This is a genomic window from Alteromonas sp. KUL150 (assembly GCF_009811475.1).
In the GTDB taxonomy this organism is placed as follows: Bacteria; Pseudomonadota; Gammaproteobacteria; order Enterobacterales; family Alteromonadaceae; genus Alteromonas; species Alteromonas gracilis.
In genome coordinates this window covers 39,146-58,160 of sequence record NZ_BLIJ01000068.1, presented here as the reverse complement: position 1 = coordinate 58,160, position 19,015 = coordinate 39,146, and the positions used below count along the sequence as shown (strand labels likewise).

Below are 19,015 nucleotides of genomic sequence, written 5' to 3'. Positions count from 1 at the left end.
GTTTTATACCTTCAGAATAAAAGGCACTAGGAAATTGTCTTTTTATTTTATTCGATTCGCTTTTTGCCTCTGTGTTTTTTTTGCATCTACTGTTTCGGCCAGTGAAAGTTATCGGGTGGAGCAATGGTCTGTGTCTGGCGCGCCAACTTATGATATTGGGCAACGTGTTAGCGCCAAAGGTTTGCCGCAAATTTCTGTTAAAACCATCGTCCGTGATAGCCAGAATTTCATATGGATTGGGACCGAAAATGGTCTGGCGCGTTTTGATGGGCGAAATTTTGAATTTTTTAATACGGTTAACACGCCTGAGCTTGGCTCAAATTGGATAGAGGGTCTTTTCCTTGACGATATAGGTGATGTTTGGATCGCTACCCGCATTGGACTTGTCCGTTACTCTAACGGCGAATTTTCCGCTATTGCTAGTGATTTGAATGGCGAGCCTGTTCAGCTAATTGTTTCAAGCAAGAAAGACAGAGCGTGGGCGATAACGACATCTTTGTGGAAAATACAAAAAAACACACTTCAGAAAACTAAAGCTATTGCAGAGCAAATCTATCATCCTGTTTATCATAATCGACATCTTTGGTTTATTGATGAAGCAAATAATTTGTTACAAGCGTCAGTCGGCGCGTCAATAGATATTGATTGCCGATATCAACTCGGGCTGAAAACACCCGTTGATGGACTTATCGTAAAACAGAATGCAGCATTTATTTTAAGTAAAACGTCGCTACACCGTTATGAAGTTTCATCAGCAAACTGCGGTATCGAAAAAATCGAGCGTTTAGATGACTTAGAAATCGCAAGTATTCATAACAGTCACTCGGATGGCATCGTTGCTGTTACCAACAAGGGTGCATTGTTTGACGTAGATACAAGTGGCAGCGGCGTTCGCAAAGCGTTGACGGATTATTTAGATAAAGCAGCGCTGATGGATGACGGCGTACTTTTTGATGATAATGGAACGTGGTTTTTAGGAAGCAAAACAAAAGGTCTTCACCTGTATTGGCCTACCAGTGTAAAGCGGGTGGGCCAAAGCCAAGACATATCTCAATCTCGTGTGTGGTCTTTTTTCGCAACTGAAGGCAATTTGTATGCGGCTACAGATAGTGGCGTTTTCGTCACTAATGACGGAGAACAGTGGCGTTTATTGATTTCAGCAGATGAGTTAGAGGGAAACAGTGCATATAGTTTCTTTACTGATAGTAATGATTACTGGGTTGGTACTCGAAATGGCCTTTATATAAGGTCAACGGAGGATGCCTTTTCTCGTTCAGATGTTCAGCTGGAAGGGTTGCAAATTAATACGCTCTATGCAGATGAAAACGTAGTTTATGTCGCTACAACGAAAGGGCTTTTCTCTTTTGATGGCATGGATGTAAGTTCGATACCAACGTTTGAAAGTCAATCTGTGCGCAGTATTCTTAAAACTAAAAACGAGGTTTTATGGGTAGGCACAGAAGCGGGGTTATTTAAAAAAGAGAATGGCGTTTGGGCAGAAGTTGATGTTCTAAATAGCGGAAATATCTTCGTGTCGTCACTGCTTGAATATGGCGATGGGCAGCTGTTAGTCGCCACCTATGGCAAAGGATTATTTTTGCTTGATAATAATAGTTGGCAGGCATTTAACGTTAAAAACGGTCTGCCTTTTCAAGACCTCTTTGCTATACAAATACGCGATAACAAACTGTGGCTTAGCGGCGCGAGCGGTATTGCTTCTATACCGCTTAGTGAACTTGGCAACAAGCAATTGACTAGCGATGTAATCTTGCGTGATGACGGGACATTTAGCGCCCGTTCGGATCTCCGGTGCTGCAATGGAGCAGGAAACCACAGAACAATCGTATTTAAAGATAAGTTATATTTACCTACCCTCGAAGGCGTTCTTTCAGTGGGGGATACAATAGCCCCTATGCACAACGGTCAAACGACCATCACTGGTGTTTATGTCGAGGGCGTGAGGCTTAATCAAAAATATGAAAAACTCAATCTAGGAAGAAAGCAAAACGCTGAGGTTGATTTCTCTGTAGCGACATTTTCAAGCGAGACAATCCCAGAATACCGATACAGATTAGATAGCAGCGATTGGGTCTATGCTGGGCATCGAGAAGAGGCTTTTTTAGCAAAACTACCCGCGGGTGAGACGCGCTTCGAAGTGTCATCAAAAATTAACGGGGCAGGCTGGTCAACACCAGACAGCGTTATTTTTTACGTAGAGCCTCATTGGTGGGAATCGTCGTTGGCAAAAGCGCTTGGTTTGCTTGCTACTGTTGCAATGTTGTATGCGTTATATCTTCACAGAATAGCCAGATTTAGGCGCCGAAACGAATTGTTGGAAGCCCGGGTAAAAGAGCGAACCCTTGCTTTCGAGCGAGTCAATAGTGAACTGAAGATAAAAAATAAAGCGCTTGAAGAAGCGGCGTTAACTGATCCACTCACTGGTTTATACAACCGTAGAGCGGTCAATAGCTTCTTGCCAAACCTTTTAAGCATAGTCAATGAAAGGGCCGAACAGCATGCTCACACTAACGAAAATAGTGAAACCTGCGCCATTTTTCTCATCGACCTAGATAATTTTAAACAGCTTAATGATACTTTTGGTCACGATAAAGGAGACGCGGTTCTATACAACGTGTCTAAAGCATTACAACTGGTGTGCCGAAGCAGTGATAAGCTCGTTAGGTGGGGCGGTGAAGAGTTCTTATTGGTAGTCCCATCAATAAATAAAGGTGATATAAGCAAATTCAATAAGCGTTTGCATGAGTCAATTGAAAACCTTCATATTGCGCTCGAATTACCGACTTCAATTACTATGTCGATAGGGGTAACAACGCTTCCTTGGGATGACAGTGCTGTCGATGCAAGATTATGGGAACATGCAGTATTAATTGCTGATTGGGCTTTATACCAAGTCAAGAACAACGGTAGAGATGGAACGTCTTTAGTGACTGCATCTCAAGAAATGGTTTTGTGGCCTGACTGGGGTGTGGAGGGGCTCTCCACAGCAAAAGAAAGAGGGCTATTACAGTTGACCTTGTTAGGTGGTAATAGCCGTTTTTAAATGACCTTAGACTGCTTACTTTGTTCTAGAAGCTAAACGTTTTGGTTACGCCGAACACAATTCGTTCGTCAGCGGTATCTATATCAAGGTTCGTATTTTCTGCGGCAATTTCGAAATCTAAACCTTTATAGCTTGTTTGGTACGCTAAACGGTAGTGATAAAACGATGTATTGTCATCACGCCATACCCAAGTGTCGCTATCTAGCGAGTTAGACACATCAAAGCTTGCGCGTAAGTTATGGTTTGGCGCAAGTTCGAACGTATGGGCAACCATGGCAACGGTATGTCTTGAGCCTGTCCCAAAGTAATCCCACGTGTACCAGACATTAAGCTCTGTATTACCGTAGTCGCTTGCATAGCCAAACTTAGTATAAACTTCTGGATAATTACCGTCGCTTGAGTCGTCACCACCGTGGTAAGAATAATAAGCGATACCATAGTCAATGCTGATAGCGTCAGTAAGCATTTGATAGCGCCCCACGTAGGCATCCCACTCAAGGTTGGTGTCGCCACCAAAATCTACGTTAGATGCCCATGTGCCAGCATACATGCCGTTTTCAAAAGCCTTATCGATACCACCTTGAAGTGCAGGATCATTTTGAGTTTGGCTTAAGCCATTAAAGGTGTAATCAGAGACAGCAGAAATATTTGCGCTCCAGTCAGCGAGCGACGCTGATGAGTATAGCACTGCAACAATAGCAGTAGTAACGATGCGGATAGATGCTTGAAAAGCATTGCGTTTTTTCATTATTAAACACCTGTTTTTTTCGTTATTGTGTTGTCCACGATCCCTTATTTCAATTGCGCTTATACCCAAGCTATAGGCGCAACTACGCTCGTTTATCTAGAAGGTAAACTACTCAATATAAGATAAGGAACCGTGCTGTTCTTTCGCGTAACTGACCTTTACCGCATTGCAAAGGTCAGTAGACGCTATTTCACTAATTTAAGTTTTCTATTTTTGTGAAGTCGATTTTGTTTTCTTTTGGCGAGGTTTTGATAGTCGTCACTGATTTAAACTTCTGACTCAAAATAAAACCAAAGCAGCTAAAGAAGACGGCGATAACCAGCGCACCTACCCATTGTATTTGTAAGAAGTCTAGCTTAAATAAAAGAGTAAGCAGCGAAAGTGCGACAATATTTAACGCAATGTAGTTACCTTTACCTATGCGCTCAACGGTCATATTGAGATTATCAGTGTAGAGCCTTATGAGTGAATCGAGAGAGTTGATCACAAAGACAATACCGACAAATACCATCGCCATGTTCGTTATTCCTTCAGTTGGGATACCTGCACTATGGTAGTGGTAAAGGACCGAGAACCACGCTGCGATTGGTATAGATGGAATGACCATCATTGCTAACATGACTTGATAGGTTTTGAGACCACCCACAAAGCGCGACGTAAATTGGCCTATCATAATGCTCCAACTAAACCACCAGAATAAGTAAAACTCGTGGTATTCGTTAATAGGTAATACAAAGTTGTCGATGTTGGCAAAATAACCGCCAATCAAACCTAGATTAGCAAAGTACGCCGACATCTCACTTTCACCAAATACAAAGGCCGCCGCCCACATGCCGACAATTAAGGCGATAAATACCCATGTGGTGGTAAGGCTTAAAATACGAACATATTTAATGCTGGTACTTGAATAAACGGCAAAGGCGATAGCTGCAAATACAATCAAATAAAACGCGGGGACTACTGATTCTCCGTCTCCCATCGATGGTAAATACCACGGTAGATTTGACAGGAGTAAGAACGCTGTGAACGCACAGGTTCCGATGATCACCACATTGTTGACGAATTTAACTAGCGGTAGCTCAAAAAACTTAACTTTTGGCTCGATTACGCAGAAATAAAAACAAGTAAGAAAGTAAAACCCCCAAATTAAGAAACCCCAGAAACCAAACTCGATAGCCAGTGGATTGGTGAATGCGTATTCAGGACTTGCGCTTATGTCAGCATAACCCGCAAATTCAGTAAGCGGGAACATGATAAGGCCCACGTCTAAACCCGAGGTAAAAAGGATAGCGATAAAGGTAAAGGTTCTGACTGGCGTTACGCCAACCACTTTCATATTGCCCCATTTATATAAAATGTAAGCTACAGAAAGCAGAGTGAAAATAATGCCTGCACTAAGCCATACTGTCATTATCACCCTCCCAGTATTGATAAAAATAAAACATGTTTTTTCCTTTTTTTTCGTTATTAAACTGTCCACCCAATTAAACGTTACTGCCTTAAGGCAGCAGCGTAAAAGCACTGTGGAAGGTGTGCAATCAAACACACTGGTGCAAAATTATTTAAATCCTAGCGTTGCTCGGTTTGCCTCTTTGGGTGAATATCAACCGCTACATTCTGTGGTGGCAAAGCAGGTTTGCCTAAAATCATATCCGCGGCCTTTTCCGCTACCATGATGGTTGGCGCATTTAGATTTCCATTAGGGATCGTCGGAAAAATAGATGAATCCACTACGCGCAAACCTTCAATGCCATGCACATTGGTTTTAGAATCTACTACCGCCATGTCATCTTCGCCCATTTTGCATGAACATGATGGATGGTAAGCACTTTCAACGGCTTCACGCACGAAGGAGTCTATTTCTTCATCCGTCTGAATGTGCTCGCCAGGCTGAATTTCGCCGTCTCTGAAGTCGTCGAATGCTGACTGTGCGATGATTTCTCTTGTAAGTCTTACGCATGCTCTAAACCCTTCAATATCATCTTGATGCTGCAAGTAGTTAAACAGGATTTTAGGCGGAACCGTCGGGTCGGCCGACTGGATGGTGACGCTACCTCTACTTTTGGGTTTGTTATGACCTACGTGCACTTGAAAGCCATCACCGTCGAATGCTGATTTCCCGTCATAACGGATAGCCGCGGGTAAAAAGTGGTACTGGATATCAGGCCATTCCACGTCTGCTTTCGAGCGAATAAACGCGCAAGATTCAAAATGATTCGTTGCACCTAAACCAGAACGGTTTAATAGCCAGCGCGCGCCGATAAGCCCTTTTGAGATTAGGCCCAGCTTGCGATTTAACGTAATACGTTGCTTGCACTTGTACTGGAAATAGAATTCCAAGTGATCCTGCAGGTTTTGGCCCACACCCGGCAGATGATGCATAACCTCAATCCCTGCTTTTTCTAGAATATCTTTATCGCCGATACCGGAAAGTTGCAGGATGTGCGGCGAGCCGATAGAGCCTGCGCTCAAGATCACTTCATTCGATGTAGCTGCAGTTTCGGTTTTACCATTAACCACATACTCAACACCTTTCGCGACCTTATCTTCTAGCACTACCTTAGTAACTAGCGCGCCGGTAACTATCGTTAAATTCTTGCGCGATTTAACCGGGTCAAGATACTCACGGCTTGCTGAACTGCGCACGCCGTCTTTCACGGTCATATGCATCGGCCCAAAGCCTTCTTGCTGCTTGCCGTTATAATCGCTAGTGATGTCGTATCCGGCCTGTTCGCCAGCTTTAATGAAGGCCGTGTAAAGCGGATTCTTCATTTCGTTGCCGTTGTTAACGCCGAGTTCACCATTGCCACCACGATAAGCGTCGTTGCCCTTATACCAGGTTTCCGCTTTTTGAAAATAAGGTAGGCAGGCCTGATAATTCCAGCCCTCTGCGCCGTGAGCTTCCCATTCATCAAAGTCTTTCGCGTGGCCGCGAACGTATACCATTCCATTAATTGATGATGAACCGCCCAGCACTTTTCCACGTGGACAGTGCATTTCACGATTGTTTAAATACGGCTCTTTTTCAGTGTTAAATTGCCACGCGTACTTGTCGGTATTCATAGGAATAGACAGCGCTGTTGGCATCTTAATGAAAATGCTTTTATCTGAGCCACCGGTTTCCAGTAGCAACACCTTGTGTTTCGGATTTTCTGACAGGCGATTAGCCAGCACACAGCCAGCTGAACCTGCACCTACGATAATGTAATCAAATGTCTGCATATATACTCCTACAGTGGCTTCTTAAAACGGGCTTTCGATTTGGCTCATACCCACGTAAACCGACTTGGTTTGTGTGTAGCTATTAAGCGTTTCGACGCCATTTTCCCGCCCAATACCAGACTGTTTATAACCGCCTACGGGCATTTCAGCAGGAGAGTTACCATATGCATTAATCCAGCAAATACCAGCTTGTAGCTGGTGGATTACGCGGTGCGCGCGCTGAATGTCTTTGCTAAACACACCGGCGGCTAAACCTAGCTCGGTGCCGTTGGCGCGTTCTATCACCTCATCTTCATCATCGAAAACCAACACACTCATTACCGGGCCAAAGATCTCTTCTTTAACAATGGTCATATCGTCAGTGCAGTCTGTGAAAATGGTGGGCTCTACAAAGAAACCATTGGATGCGGATTCAGGAGACGCCGCGTTACCACCGGTTAGCAGTGTTGCACCTTCTTCTTTACCTTTAGCTATATAGCCAAGCACTAACTCTTGATGTTTCTTAGAGATAAGAGCGCCAAGGTTTACATTAGGATCTAATGGATCGCCCATGATGATGTTGTTTTCAGTACGTGTCTTAAGCTCATCAATGAAGGCTTGATACACAGAACGCTGAACAAAAACACGGGTGCAATTTGTACAAATCTCACCCTGTGTATAGAAGTTTCCTAACATAGCTGCACTTACAGCCTGGCTTATATCAGCGTCTTCAAACACTAGTAGCGGTGATTTACCACCAAGCTCCATCGTAACGTCTTTCAAATTAGATGCAGCTGCGCTTTGCATTACCTTTTTGCCTGTGCCTACTTCGCCGGTGAACGACACTTTTTCAATGTCCGGGCTTGTTGTCAGCCACTGACCAACCTCTGCGGCGCCTTGTACTACATTGAATACGCCAGCAGGTACGCCTGCATCAATAAAGACTTCCGCCAACTTAAGAGCACCCATTGGGGTTTCTTCAGACGGCTTAAAAATAAAGGCATTACCAGCAGCAAGTGCTGGACCTGACTTCCAACAGGCGATTTGAATAGGGTAGTTCCATGCGCCAATGCCAGCGCAAATACCTAAGGCTTCTTTACGGGTATAGAAAAAGTCGCCGCCCACAGGCTGCTGAGTTCCTAACTGAGTAGGGGCAAGTCCTGCATAATACTCAATAACATCAGCGCCAGTTTCAATGTCAACACAGTCCGCTTCTTGAATGGGTTTCCCTGTATCGAGGACTTCAAGTTCAGCTAACTCGTCATTACGCTCACGAAGCAGAGCAACCGCTTTATTCAGAATGCGGGTTCTCTCTATCGGCATCATTGCCGACCACACCGCAAATCCCTCTTTAGCGCTCTTGATTGCTTCTTGTTGAATGAACTCATCAGCCACTTCTACGTGGTAAATTACTTCACCGGTTGCGGGGTTGGTTACTGCAAAGGTTTCTTTGCTTTTGTTTGCCATCGGCTTGCCGTGAATGAAATTCTGATAAGTCGGTAATGACATGCATAAACTCCTACTTTAAAAAAGGTGCTGAATATACTCACCAATAGATTGCGAGAAAAAACTGACACACGAACTTCGTTTCAAAACAATGAATAGTGTTGAAACTATTTCTTTATACGAAAGACGCTTAACTAGTATCAAACGGTTCACGCAATATTAAAATCACCATTACTTTTAACGTCTTTTCGAGCCCTTGACGGCCATTTCCGACGTTAAGATTAACGCTTGTCGACAGTGAATTTATTTTAATTGGTTGTTCAATAAAAATAAATTGTATAGTGCTCTAACTATTATTTCAACTTGGGTTCAGGTAAATATCGTGTTTTAGAGCATGTTTGGTAGTGGGGTTTGGTTTATAAGTTGCAGATTTATATGCATAAAATTGTAAACATTAAAAAATATAGAATATTAACGATTATATGAGGAGTGGTAAGGCAGTAGTCGATACCTTGATAGAAATGTTTAGCTGAAACTAAATAAAGAGAAAGCTGATAGTAACGAAGTAGTATAATGAAATGTGTTAATACAAAAGATTGTACTGAGTATATGAACGCGAATTGCAACGCAAAAATAAACGAAGGCGCGTTTTAAAAAGCACCTTCATACGTAATCGATATTGCTTATTACAGGATGGGTTTGATTACTTAAGAAGATTACAGTGATAGCGTCCAGAGTTTATTGAAAGGATCGCGTCATCACCTTTGTTCCAAAACACAACATTCTTGTTATTTGTGTATTTCGCCCCAGAAGCAGAACGGGATAATTGAACAATGTGAAGACTATTGTTTAGCGATAGCCCTAACGTATCCGGGCCAAGTGAACTTACTTCAAGGGGGGTAATGTTCGCGCTAGGGGTCTCGCATGTATAGCGTTTCGTATTGTTTGTCTGCTTTGTATCGATAACGTCTTGCTTTTGGCTAACAGGTGCCGTTGGTTGCTTTTCACTATGTGAAGCTCGAGGAGCAGTAGTTTTTGTGCTGTTAGACGTTGAAATTGCTTTGATGGTTTCTGATTTATCGCCGTTGAGAAGAACTAGCCACGTACCGCTGTCTATGGAATACAATTGTGTTTCGTTAAGTGCTTCAACGAATTTTTGCTCTTGCTTCATAAGGGCTGGTGCACACATCTTTCTGGTCAACGCAATATTGTCGACGGTAAATGCTGAGAGCCCTTCGTTTACTGCATCTAAGGTAACCGCCCCCGTGTAACGGTTACAACCCGTGCTTCCGCTTATCTGACCATCGTCAATGCTCATGGTTACATAGCTATAGTCTATTGTTCCGCCTTGTTGAATGCTCTCTACCTGCCAATAGCTGTCGTTCATTGTAATAACAGAGGCGGCGTGTGAAGGTTTTTCGGAACTTGAAGGCGCTACCGAGTCAGAAAAAGAGCTTGAGCTACACCCAGCCAGCGATAGTAAACCTGTGCAAAACAGTGCCCCAAAGTACATCTTATTAGTCATCAAGACTCCATTTAGTTGTTCTACTAGCGATATGAGTCTCGTTATGCCTCTTAGTTCCTTAGTATCCATTTATATCTTTAAGGGACTAAAGAAGACCATGAACGTCGGCCATCATTTTGAGGGCAAAAAACCGGCCTTTGTCGACGACATTATGGGGCTAGCGATAGGGCCGTTGTTTGTTCTTGCGGAACTGAGCTTTGATTTAGGTTTGAGAAAGGCACTCAAAGAAGAAATAGAGCGCCGCTCTGGCCCAGTAAATTAGTGGCGTATTTCGGAAAAAGCGCGTTAACCCTTTAAACGTTAACGCGTTGCTTCGAACACCCAATCATTAGCCCTAGGCTTTCATTCTTTCTATAGTCTCGTTGCGCAGCTGTAGCTTTGACTCAGCGAACGACTGCCTGGGCAACATTTTAAGCTTTTCCGCATAACCCATTGCCGTTGCCAAAACCTTATCCTGTGGTACGGCTGCATCGAGAAACCCTGCTTTAACAGCTTCAGCACCTTGATAAATTCGAGAGAAAAGCAACGCTTCTGTTTGGCTCGTATTCGCTAGCCTTGCTTTTGCCAACTCCATGCCAAACGGCGGAAGTACCATGCCAATTGCAGTTTCGTTTAGTCCATATTTAGTATCTGCATCTTTACCGATACGTAAATCGGCCGCCATCAGCATAATTGCACCCATTGCAATGCTATGACCTTCAGCCGCAACGATAACCGGCAGAGGAAAACTGTAGAGTCTGACAATAAGTTCAGCCCCTTTTGAGACTAACTCATGCTGCTTTTCTTTGTCGTCGGCTTTCATAACCGATAAATCGAATCCACCGCAAAATTTACCTTCACCCCCATGAAGCACAACTGCCTTTGCATTTTTCTCGGCTTCATCAAGCGCGTCGTTGAACTGTTGAATAAGTGTAAAGTCCACGGCGTTAACTTTTCCGTCGTCAAAGGTGATCACTGCAATATCGTTATTAATAGCTAAATTAAACGCCATGGTATGTCCTGTAACTTTCAAGGTAGGGATAAATGTACGTTACACTTTTTTAAGCGCAACTTTCTAACAGTGATTGTAGGTAATTGATATCTATTATGATAGTGCTTTATGTATCATCTTCGAGGTACGTGCCCTGATTATCGGAGATTATTCGGGGAAGTTCTGCAATAAGCTTCTTTTTATATCGGCGCTGCCTGCGACGTGCCTTTGCATTATTAGCTCGCCAGGAAGCGCGCTTATCTTGCACAACATCCTCTAAGTCTTGCGCATCTTCAATTCTACTTGCATCAAAAAGAGACGTTCTTCTTGGCATATCAAAAATCCAAACGGTATTGCTTTTTCCGCCAAAGTTTAGAGCGTTCGTTTAGCGTGTGAAGTGATACACTTTCACAAGCTATGCGCTTAGCAAGCTGCGCCGCAGCAATTGCATGTTCCTCTGATAGGTTTTGATAAGCGGGGGAGGGAATAACGTCGTACCACGCGCATCCGCAAACATTGTCCAAAATGATCCGCATGAAGCAGTGGTCATTGTGTATTGGCCAGGTATTTTTCTTCGTAGCCGCAATAGAAGGCAACACATTTTTTGCGTAATGCAAAAACTGATTGAGGCTTACCTCATGTTCTTTAGATTCAAAAGGCCTGGGGGTTGTTTTCATAGCGTTTGAAAGTAGGTTCTGTAAAACACCGTTTAATTAAAAAGTGTGTCGTTTGCGGCTCTAATTAAAAGAGTCGGTAAAATATACCGTTAGCTTTATTAAGAGTTTACACGACAACGGGGAATTTCAGCGTTACACTAATTTTAGTTTTTTGGTTTCAGAGCTATTTGCTCTTTTTTACTACATGGTTGTTTAATGCGCCCTCATTTGAAAATACTCGTTATAGAAGATGCTGTTGACCTGCTCGAACAAATTACCTCAAGCATAGGTAATACTATCAACTACTTTGATAGGAGCGATGTTGAAATAAGTTTGTTAGAGGCAAGCTCAGTAGCAAAGGCGCTGCAGCTTGTTCGTGAAGACGGTGATATTCAGGCGGTAGTTTTTAGTTGGGATGTAGTCGCAAGAGTCAGTGAACTTTCAGAAACTAGCCAACTCAACCTTGCAACGCAAGGAAGTCAGCAATCTGAAGGTAGTAAGGCAAACGATACGGTTGATGGTCAGAAACCAGGTGAAGATCTGCAATCAAGCACTGGCGCTACCGTTGAAAATAACGCCAAAGTCATTGATGCTATCAAACGTATTAGACCAGAACTGCCCGTTTATGTGTTAGGCGATGCGGTTAAGGGCTTGGATATCGTAAACCAAGCTAACGGTATTGAGTCGTTTTTCTATCGCAACGATATAATTTCAGATCCGGAATCAATCCTCGGTTACATCATTAACGATTTTGATGACAGAAACGAGACACCATTTTGGACGGAATACAAAGATTACGTTGTAGAAGCGAATGATTCGTGGCACACACCAGGGCATAGCGGCGGTGCAAGCTTCAGAAATTCACCTTATATCAGCGACTTTTACCGCTTCTTCGGACGCAATGTATTCGTAAGCGATTTATCGGTAAGCGTTGATTCTTTGGGGTCGTTATCTGATGGCACTCACGCTATCGGCAAGGCGCAAGCTGCTGTCGCGAATACATTTGAAGTACGGCATTCTTATTTCGTAACGAACGGTTCGTCGACCTCTAACAAGATTATTCTGCAAACGCTGTTACGTGAGGGCGACAAAGTCATTGCCGATAGAAATTGCCATAAATCAGTGCACTACGGCATTATTCAAGCGCGCGCCATGCCAGTTTATTTAGATAGTGTGTTCAACCCAGAATATGGGATTTTTTCACCGCCTAAAATGTCACAAATTAAGGCGTTAATTGAAGAGAATACCGACGCTAAGCTAATCGTGCTGACCGGTTGTACCTATGACGGCTTGCTAACCGATTTGAAGCAAGTGGTTAAACTTGCCCATGAACATGATATCAAAGTCTTCATTGACGAAGCCTGGTTTGCCTACTCGCTATTTCATCCTGCGCTACGAAACTACTCAGCAATTGCCGCTGGCGCAGACTATATTACGCATTCCGCTCACAAGGTGGTGTCGGCGTTTTCTCAAGCATCGTTTATCCACGTTAACGATCCTGATTTTGATAAGGACTTCTTTAAAGAAGTGTTTGCCATTCACACCAGTACGTCACCTAAATATCAGTTAATTGCGTCTCTTGATGTGTGCCGTCAGCAGCTGGAAATGGAAGGCTACAAAATACTGAATGAGTTATTAAGTAATGTAGCCGAACTTAAATCCCAAATGGCTAAGTTCAAGCGCCTGAAAGTATTGTCACCGGACGACTTCGCAAAAATGTTTTCTCATTTTGAAAGTGACAACATAGGACACGACCCGCTTAAAATACTTATCGATGTGTCTGCGCTTGAGTATTCAAATCAAGAAATACATCGATTTCTGATGGATGAGGTCGGGTTAGAAATAGAGAAGTTTACTCATAGCACGATACTAGTTTTACTCACACTCGGCGGAATGCGTTCTAAAATCGTTAGACTATATAACGCTTTAAAGCGTCTGGACGATGGTGCGGTTAATTTAAGCAAGCGCAAAAATAAAAGCCCGCTGCCAGCAGATATTCCACCCATTCAGTTAGATGATCTACCATCAAAAGCGTTTTTTAGTAAGCGAGAGGCTATCGCATGGCAGAACAGTATCGGTCGCACGGCAGCTGGCTTAATTACACCTTACCCGCCGGGCATTCCACTTATTGTTCCAGGGCAGAAAGTAGAGCAGGCGCACATTGATTATCTTCAGGCATTGGCAAGTCAGAAGCTTACCGTGCAAGGAATTTATGACGGTGAAATTTATGTTGTTGATGACCAAGAATAGAAAAGGGCTAGCCAAAATAGTCTGAACGATGCTAAAGCTCTCAAGTGTTACAAAACTCGTCCGTTGAACAGTTTCTATCTAAACGTTTATTTCTTATTTTGTTAGGGCTTCGAATGGAAGCTAATCGAAACAAGGATATGAAAATGAAAGAATTAGATACGAAAGAAATCGAAATGGTGTCCGGCGGCTTTGATGGTTGGGAGCAACTAGGCATTGGGATTGCCATGATTGGTTTGGGAATTGCAATTGTCGGGACGGCAGGGCTAGCAACTGTGCCTATAGCACTCGCGGGCGCTGCAACACTTGGTGAAATTGGCATTGGTGCTGTTGGTGTTGGTTTGGCTGGCGCAGGTGGTTTTGCTGCTGGCTCGTCGCTAACGTCAACGAGTGATGACAAGAAAGAATCAACAACATTAGATGAATAGACCAATGTACGGGGTACAAATCCGCGGTGGTGACATCACCTCAATCGCATCTCTACGGGTCTTGCGTACTCTATGGCCGCTTTCATTAAAAGCGGTAGAGAAATTGGCAGCAGCATTGGAAAAGCAAAACGAGTATGTACTTGTAGAAGGTGTTACATATGAATTTGCAGCAGAGCTTGCACAAGAGTTTGAAAGTGCAAATGTTGTGTGTCAGATCTCACCAAGTGATAAAAAAGAGGCCTGCTTTTGTATTCCAATTGGAGAGAAGCGCAAGCGTTGGAATGCTGCAGGTCTATTGGTACCTCGGTAATTAAAAGGCGTTTACAAGTTATTTGAAACGCCTTTTCAATAATCTCCTTTGTCTAGTATCTGACCACTACAATCTTTTACTGTCATTATTTGTTTCACTATTAAGACTTGCAGCTTTGCGTTTTTGGTTTCATACCTTACACTTGCGCCGAAAGTTATAAAAAGGCGATGCAAATGAAACTAAGTGACGTGAAAAAGCTTCATCAAAAGAAATTTAGAACGCAGTTTGGATTTTATTTAGTTGAAGGGGAGCACTTAGTTCTAGAGTTAATTAACGTTGCTCGAAACAAGGCGCAAAGTACAGGCAATATCACGCTTTATATTACGGCTGAGTATGAGCCGTGGGTGAAAGAATACGTAATTCCATCTAATGTTCAGATGAACGTTGAAACGGTATCGTCGCAACAAATGCAGCAACTAAGCGATACGAAGTCACCACAAGGTATTATTGCTCGTGTTCCGCTTCCCAACGCTACGTTAATTACAGAGCAGTCAACAACTAGCAATAATGCGCACAGTTTCAGCACCGAAAAGTACATCTACCTTTATGAGGTTCAAGACCCGGGCAATTTAGGCACCATACTAAGAACCCTAGCTTGGTTTGGTAATTTCACGTTACTGCTTAGCCCAAACAGCGTAGACCCATACAATTCAAAAGTCGTGCGCTCTAGCATGGGGGCTATTTTCCACGTCAAAATGGAATTAAATGTACCGCTTGAAAGTTTGGCAGAACGGTTTGAACGCTTCGCTTTTTTAGACATGGATGGTAGAAGTATCACCTCAGAGACCTTCGGCAATTATCAGTGCTATCTTTTTGGCAACGAAGCGCGTGGAGTGCCGTCGAATGCGCTTTCAGCGCTTAACGCAACGGCATATACCATTGCCGGAAGTGGCAAAATAGACTCATTAAATTTAGCTAGCGCTGTCAATGTCTGCGCATATGAACTAACCCGTTCAGCTTAGCGTTTACAACTCGATCACGATAGGAATTAACCATGGCATTACAATGGTTCCCTGGGCACATGCACAAGGCCCTGAAAGAAATTAAAGAGTCGCTTAGTCAAGTGGACATTCTTATTGAAGTACTTGATGCACGTATTCCGTATTCTAGTGAAAACCCAGAAATTGCAAAAATACGCGGTGATAAACCCTGTATTAAAATTCTGAATAAATATGACTTAGCCGACCCTGAGATAACTGCCCGCTGGCAGGAAAGCTTGGAAAAAGAGCGCGGCGTAAAAACGATTACCACATCAAGTGACAACCCTGGTAACAGTAAGCAGATAATGCAGCTTGTTAAGAGTATTTGTGCTTATAAAGAGGGCCAACCCAAAGCGATAAAAGCAATGATTACCGGTATTCCTAATGTGGGTAAGTCAACGCTCATCAATATATTGGCAGAGCGTATCATCGCAAAAACCGGCAATGAGCCTGCTGTTACTAAAAGTCAGCAGCGTATCAATTTGGGCAGTGGCATTATCTTATTTGATACGCCAGGGGTGCTATGGCCGAAATTAGAAAATCCGCATTCTATTTACCGCTTGGCTTCATCGGGAGCCGTAAAAAATACAGCAATGGAATACGATGATGTTGGTTTTTTTGCTGCTGATTATCTCATTAAAGCGTATCCCGACGTTATGAAAGAGCGTTATAAGCTTGAAGAGCTGCCGGATACAGAGATTGAGTTTTTAGAGGCCGCCGCGAGAAACCGCGGAGCAATACAGGCAGGCGGCCGTGTAAACCTACATAAAATTTGTGAAATTCTGCTTAAAGAACTGCAGTCAGGCAAGCTAGGGCGAATTACTTTAGAAACCCCTGAAATGCTTGAAGTTGAGAAAAAAGAAATGGAGTTGGAAGCGATTAAGAAGGCTGAAGCAAAAGCTAAACGTAAAGCAAAATTTAAAACAGGCTCGCTGACGCCAGATAAAAAGGACCGAAAAGAGAAGCGAGAAGAGAAGCGCCAAGAACAGAGCCGTAGAATGCGCGCGGGTAACAAAAAATAAAAAATTAAAAACTAATTTTAAAAAAACTGCATCCAAGCATTCGTCTTAGTCGTTTGGTTTACATGTTGTTTACATTTGAGCGTTTCCTGAACAGGGTGCGTTCAAATTAAACGGCATGTGAACTCAACGATAATAGGATGCCACAATGCACAAACGTCCACTGTTAGTACCCACACTTACACTACTTACTCTTAGTATCACTCCTCACTTTGCTCTTGCTGATCGCAACAAAGGTAAAGTGCCAATAGTCACTCCAGAATGCTCAAATATTGCTGTGTGTAAACAGCAGGGTATCTTCACTGACCCATTCGAAGAGCCGCTGGTTACGGGTGAGTTTCCCGATCAAGACAACACCAACATAACTAATCCTCTCAACAATTACCCAGATAACGGTAAGTGCGAAGAGAATGAAGATGGTGTGCTTAAATGCAAACCTGCAGCAGGCAGCTTGGCACTATTGAACGATGGCCGTATTCTTTATTTTAATGCATTGGAAGGCACTGAGAACGTTGAGTACAACGCGTTACTAGAAATAGGCTCTGCCATTATAAACGATCAAACTCGCGTATTGACCATGAAAAATGACAGTGCGAGCTGGATTGCACCTTCTCCCGTAGACGCTGGCGCCAACCCTGACGGAAATGATTCTGAAACCATCATTGGCGACATCACCGGTTTTTTAGGTACATCCCTGCCACTTGATTTAAACACAGATGATGAGAGAACCAATAACGACGGCGCACTTTTCTGTGCTGATTTAGTGGGCTTGCCCAACGGGGAACTTATGGCGGTAGGCGGCACTGATTACTATCATGAACCAGGAGTCAGTACGAGCTTGCTTGGCGAGCCCATTAATTTTGGACTGTCTGAATTAGAAGGGTTGAAAAACAGTCGTATTTTTAACCCTGAAGATAATAGCTGGCGAAAAACAGGAGATATGAACTTTGGGCGCTGGTATCCAAGCGCTTTATCGTTGGCTAACGGTAACGTCTTAGTTGCTAGCGGTGTCACTAAGCTCGTGAAGCCAGTTTATTTAACCCGACCAGAAACCTCAGGTCGAAATGTTACGGTTACCGAAACCTACGACACATCTTGCGGCGAGTGGAAGGACAACGGACCTTTAGCAGAACGTTCATTACCCTTGTATCCAAGATTACACTTGCTACCTAATGGCCACGTCTTCTACAACGGGGGCGGGCAGGCGTTTAATCCATTTGGGCAGAGTTACGACCAAGCGCTTTGGAATATAGTAGCGGCTTACGATCCTCAATCTAAAACGTGGGCTGACCTTGGGTTTGCGGGGCTACCGCTTCACCTAAGCGAAGCTGGGATAGGAGATCTTACAAGTTTTCTTAGTATAACCAATACCGAATCAAGCACATCGTTAAATGGGTTGCTTACCGGTTTAACGGAAGAATTTATTGCTAATCCATTTGACGCGCTAGCCCCTATCATTGACGACCCTTACAGACTTGCTGATGTGCAGGCTCTGTTAGGGGCCGGTTTTAGAGGTTCCACATTCTCTATGATGATGCCACTAACGCCAGACGATAATGGGGTTTACAGTAAAGCTGAGTTTCTCACAGCCGGTGGTGTATTAACAGGTGTTGCTGCAACAAGCCCTGGTTTGTATGTTGGTACAAACTTGGCCCGTATTGATTCGGTGACCATTGATGGGGAAAAAATGCTTTATGACTCACGTTCAACGGGAAGCCTTCAACAAGGTCGTTGGTACGGTACAGGTGTATTGCTCCCCACCGGAGAAGTTTTAGTCGTATCAGGGGCTGACAGGGATGAGGTGGTGCTACCTGGCGCTGGGAAACCTATTCTGAAAGCCGAAATTTTCGACCCTGAAACAGAAACATTTAGGCAGGTTGCCGAGCAAAATCGACCGCGTACATATCACAACTCTGCTGCATTGTTGCCAGATGGTAGTGTCTTAATAGGTGGACATGCCCCCATTAACACCGCTTATGCATACAGCGTTACGTTACCGGGCTTTTCACCAAACGATGGCAGAGATCCTTCTTTTGAAATCTATAAACCTGCCTATATGTTTGGCGATAGACCCGCTATAGGAAGACAAAACAAGGCTGTTGGTGTGGGCGAACGTCTTAGAATTGGCTTGAAAAACACAGATGCAGCAACCGCCAAAATGAATGCCAATATCGAGTCAGTGGTGCTGATACGAAGAACAAACATTACCCATCTTATTGATGGTGACCAGCGCAGTGTAGTGCTTCCCATAGTGCGTCACAATACAGATAGGATTGTCGTGCAAATGCCATCGCAGCAAGCAGTAGTGCCACCTGGCGATTACATGCTTTTTGTTAACGCTCGCGATGAAAATGGTGAATTAGTTCCATCGGCGTCAAAGACCATCACGGTGACGGGCGAACTTTCTGCAATGTGTAACTAGGG

16 protein-coding genes are annotated in these 19,015 nt (G+C 43.6%); 8 read left to right on the top strand and 8 right to left on the bottom strand.

Going from position 1 to position 19,015, the window contains the following annotated elements; all coding sequences use genetic code 11:
* Nucleotides 1–115 precede the first annotated feature (115 nt).
* Entirely contained in the window at nucleotides 116–3,061 is a 2,946-nt protein-coding gene (locus tag GVO62_RS16190) for a ligand-binding sensor domain-containing diguanylate cyclase (protein WP_159120122.1), read from the top strand.
* A 25-nt stretch (nucleotides 3,062–3,086) separates the two neighbouring features.
* Here the strand turns inward: GVO62_RS16190 and GVO62_RS16185 are convergent, their stop codons facing one another.
* The 5 genes from GVO62_RS16185 to GVO62_RS16165 all read right to left on the bottom strand — a co-directional run bounded on the left by GVO62_RS16185 (nucleotide 3,087) and on the right by GVO62_RS16165 (nucleotide 9,981).
* Nucleotides 3,087–3,809 carry a TorF family putative porin gene (locus GVO62_RS16185; RefSeq protein WP_159120121.1) on the bottom strand — a complete coding sequence of 241 codons (723 nt, stop codon included), beginning with the start codon at nucleotides 3,807–3,809 and terminating at the stop codon, nucleotides 3,087–3,089.
* Nucleotides 3,810–4,002: 193 nt separating this feature from the next.
* Nucleotides 4,003–5,220, bottom strand: a complete 1,218-nt coding sequence (locus tag GVO62_RS16180; RefSeq protein ID WP_105931547.1) for a choline transporter — start codon at nucleotides 5,218–5,220, stop codon at nucleotides 4,003–4,005.
* Nucleotides 5,221–5,378: 158 nt separating this feature from the next.
* Complete coding sequence (gene betA, locus GVO62_RS16175) at nucleotides 5,379–7,031, bottom strand: choline dehydrogenase (RefSeq protein WP_159120120.1); 1,653 nt, start codon at nucleotides 7,029–7,031, stop codon at nucleotides 5,379–5,381.
* Between the two features lie 21 nt (nucleotides 7,032–7,052).
* Nucleotides 7,053–8,519: a betaine-aldehyde dehydrogenase gene (gene betB / locus GVO62_RS16170; RefSeq protein ID WP_159120119.1), complete on the bottom strand. Its 1,467-nt coding sequence runs from the start codon at nucleotides 8,517–8,519 to the stop codon at nucleotides 7,053–7,055.
* Between the two features lie 640 nt (nucleotides 8,520–9,159).
* Nucleotides 9,160–9,981 carry an META domain-containing protein gene (locus GVO62_RS16165; RefSeq protein WP_159120118.1) on the bottom strand — a complete coding sequence of 274 codons (822 nt, stop codon included), beginning with the start codon at nucleotides 9,979–9,981 and terminating at the stop codon, nucleotides 9,160–9,162.
* A 97-nt stretch (nucleotides 9,982–10,078) separates the two neighbouring features.
* On the opposite strand from GVO62_RS16165, the gene GVO62_RS16160 reads away from it, so the two are divergent.
* On the top strand, nucleotides 10,079–10,243 hold the full coding sequence (locus tag GVO62_RS16160; RefSeq protein ID WP_373996026.1) for a hypothetical protein: 165 nt from the start codon (nucleotides 10,079–10,081) through the stop codon (nucleotides 10,241–10,243).
* A gap of 72 nt (nucleotides 10,244–10,315) precedes the next feature.
* On the opposite strand, the gene GVO62_RS16155 is transcribed toward GVO62_RS16160, so the two are convergent.
* The 3 genes from GVO62_RS16155 to GVO62_RS16145 form a co-directional block, all read right to left on the bottom strand.
* On the bottom strand, nucleotides 10,316–10,972 hold the full coding sequence (locus tag GVO62_RS16155; RefSeq protein ID WP_159120117.1) for a crotonase/enoyl-CoA hydratase family protein: 657 nt from the start codon (nucleotides 10,970–10,972) through the stop codon (nucleotides 10,316–10,318).
* 106 nt (nucleotides 10,973–11,078) lie between these two features.
* On the bottom strand, nucleotides 11,079–11,285 hold the full coding sequence (locus GVO62_RS16150; RefSeq protein ID WP_120961544.1) for a hypothetical protein: 207 nt from the start codon (nucleotides 11,283–11,285) through the stop codon (nucleotides 11,079–11,081).
* A 1-nt stretch (nucleotide 11,286) separates the two neighbouring features.
* Nucleotides 11,287–11,628: a hypothetical protein gene (locus tag GVO62_RS16145; protein WP_159120116.1), complete on the bottom strand. Its 342-nt coding sequence runs from the start codon at nucleotides 11,626–11,628 to the stop codon at nucleotides 11,287–11,289.
* Between the two features lie 195 nt (nucleotides 11,629–11,823).
* Here GVO62_RS16145 and GVO62_RS16140 point away from each other — a divergent pair, with 195 nt between their 5' ends.
* The 6 genes from GVO62_RS16140 to GVO62_RS16115 all read left to right on the top strand — a co-directional run bounded on the left by GVO62_RS16140 (nucleotide 11,824) and on the right by GVO62_RS16115 (nucleotide 19,013).
* Nucleotides 11,824–13,857, top strand: coding sequence for an aminotransferase class I/II-fold pyridoxal phosphate-dependent enzyme (locus GVO62_RS16140; protein WP_159120115.1), 2,034 nt, complete (start codon nucleotides 11,824–11,826; stop codon nucleotides 13,855–13,857).
* Nucleotides 13,858–14,000: 143 nt separating this feature from the next.
* Nucleotides 14,001–14,282, top strand: coding sequence for a hypothetical protein (locus GVO62_RS16135; RefSeq protein ID WP_159120114.1), 282 nt, complete (start codon nucleotides 14,001–14,003; stop codon nucleotides 14,280–14,282).
* Entirely contained in the window at nucleotides 14,275–14,592 is a 318-nt protein-coding gene (locus GVO62_RS16130) for a hypothetical protein (RefSeq protein ID WP_236547207.1), read from the top strand. Before GVO62_RS16135 ends, GVO62_RS16130 begins: the two co-directional genes overlap by 8 nt.
* Before the next feature lie 173 nt (nucleotides 14,593–14,765).
* Complete coding sequence (locus tag GVO62_RS16125) at nucleotides 14,766–15,554, top strand: TrmH family RNA methyltransferase (RefSeq protein WP_159120113.1); 789 nt, start codon at nucleotides 14,766–14,768, stop codon at nucleotides 15,552–15,554.
* A gap of 32 nt (nucleotides 15,555–15,586) precedes the next feature.
* Complete coding sequence (ylqF, locus tag GVO62_RS16120; protein ID WP_159120112.1) at nucleotides 15,587–16,594, top strand: ribosome biogenesis GTPase YlqF; 1,008 nt, start codon at nucleotides 15,587–15,589, stop codon at nucleotides 16,592–16,594.
* 145 nt (nucleotides 16,595–16,739) lie between these two features.
* Nucleotides 16,740–19,013 (top strand): galactose oxidase early set domain-containing protein, encoded by a 2,274-nt coding sequence (locus GVO62_RS16115; RefSeq protein WP_159120111.1) that lies wholly within the window; start codon nucleotides 16,740–16,742, stop codon nucleotides 19,011–19,013.
* Nucleotides 19,014–19,015: the final 2 nt, after the last annotated feature.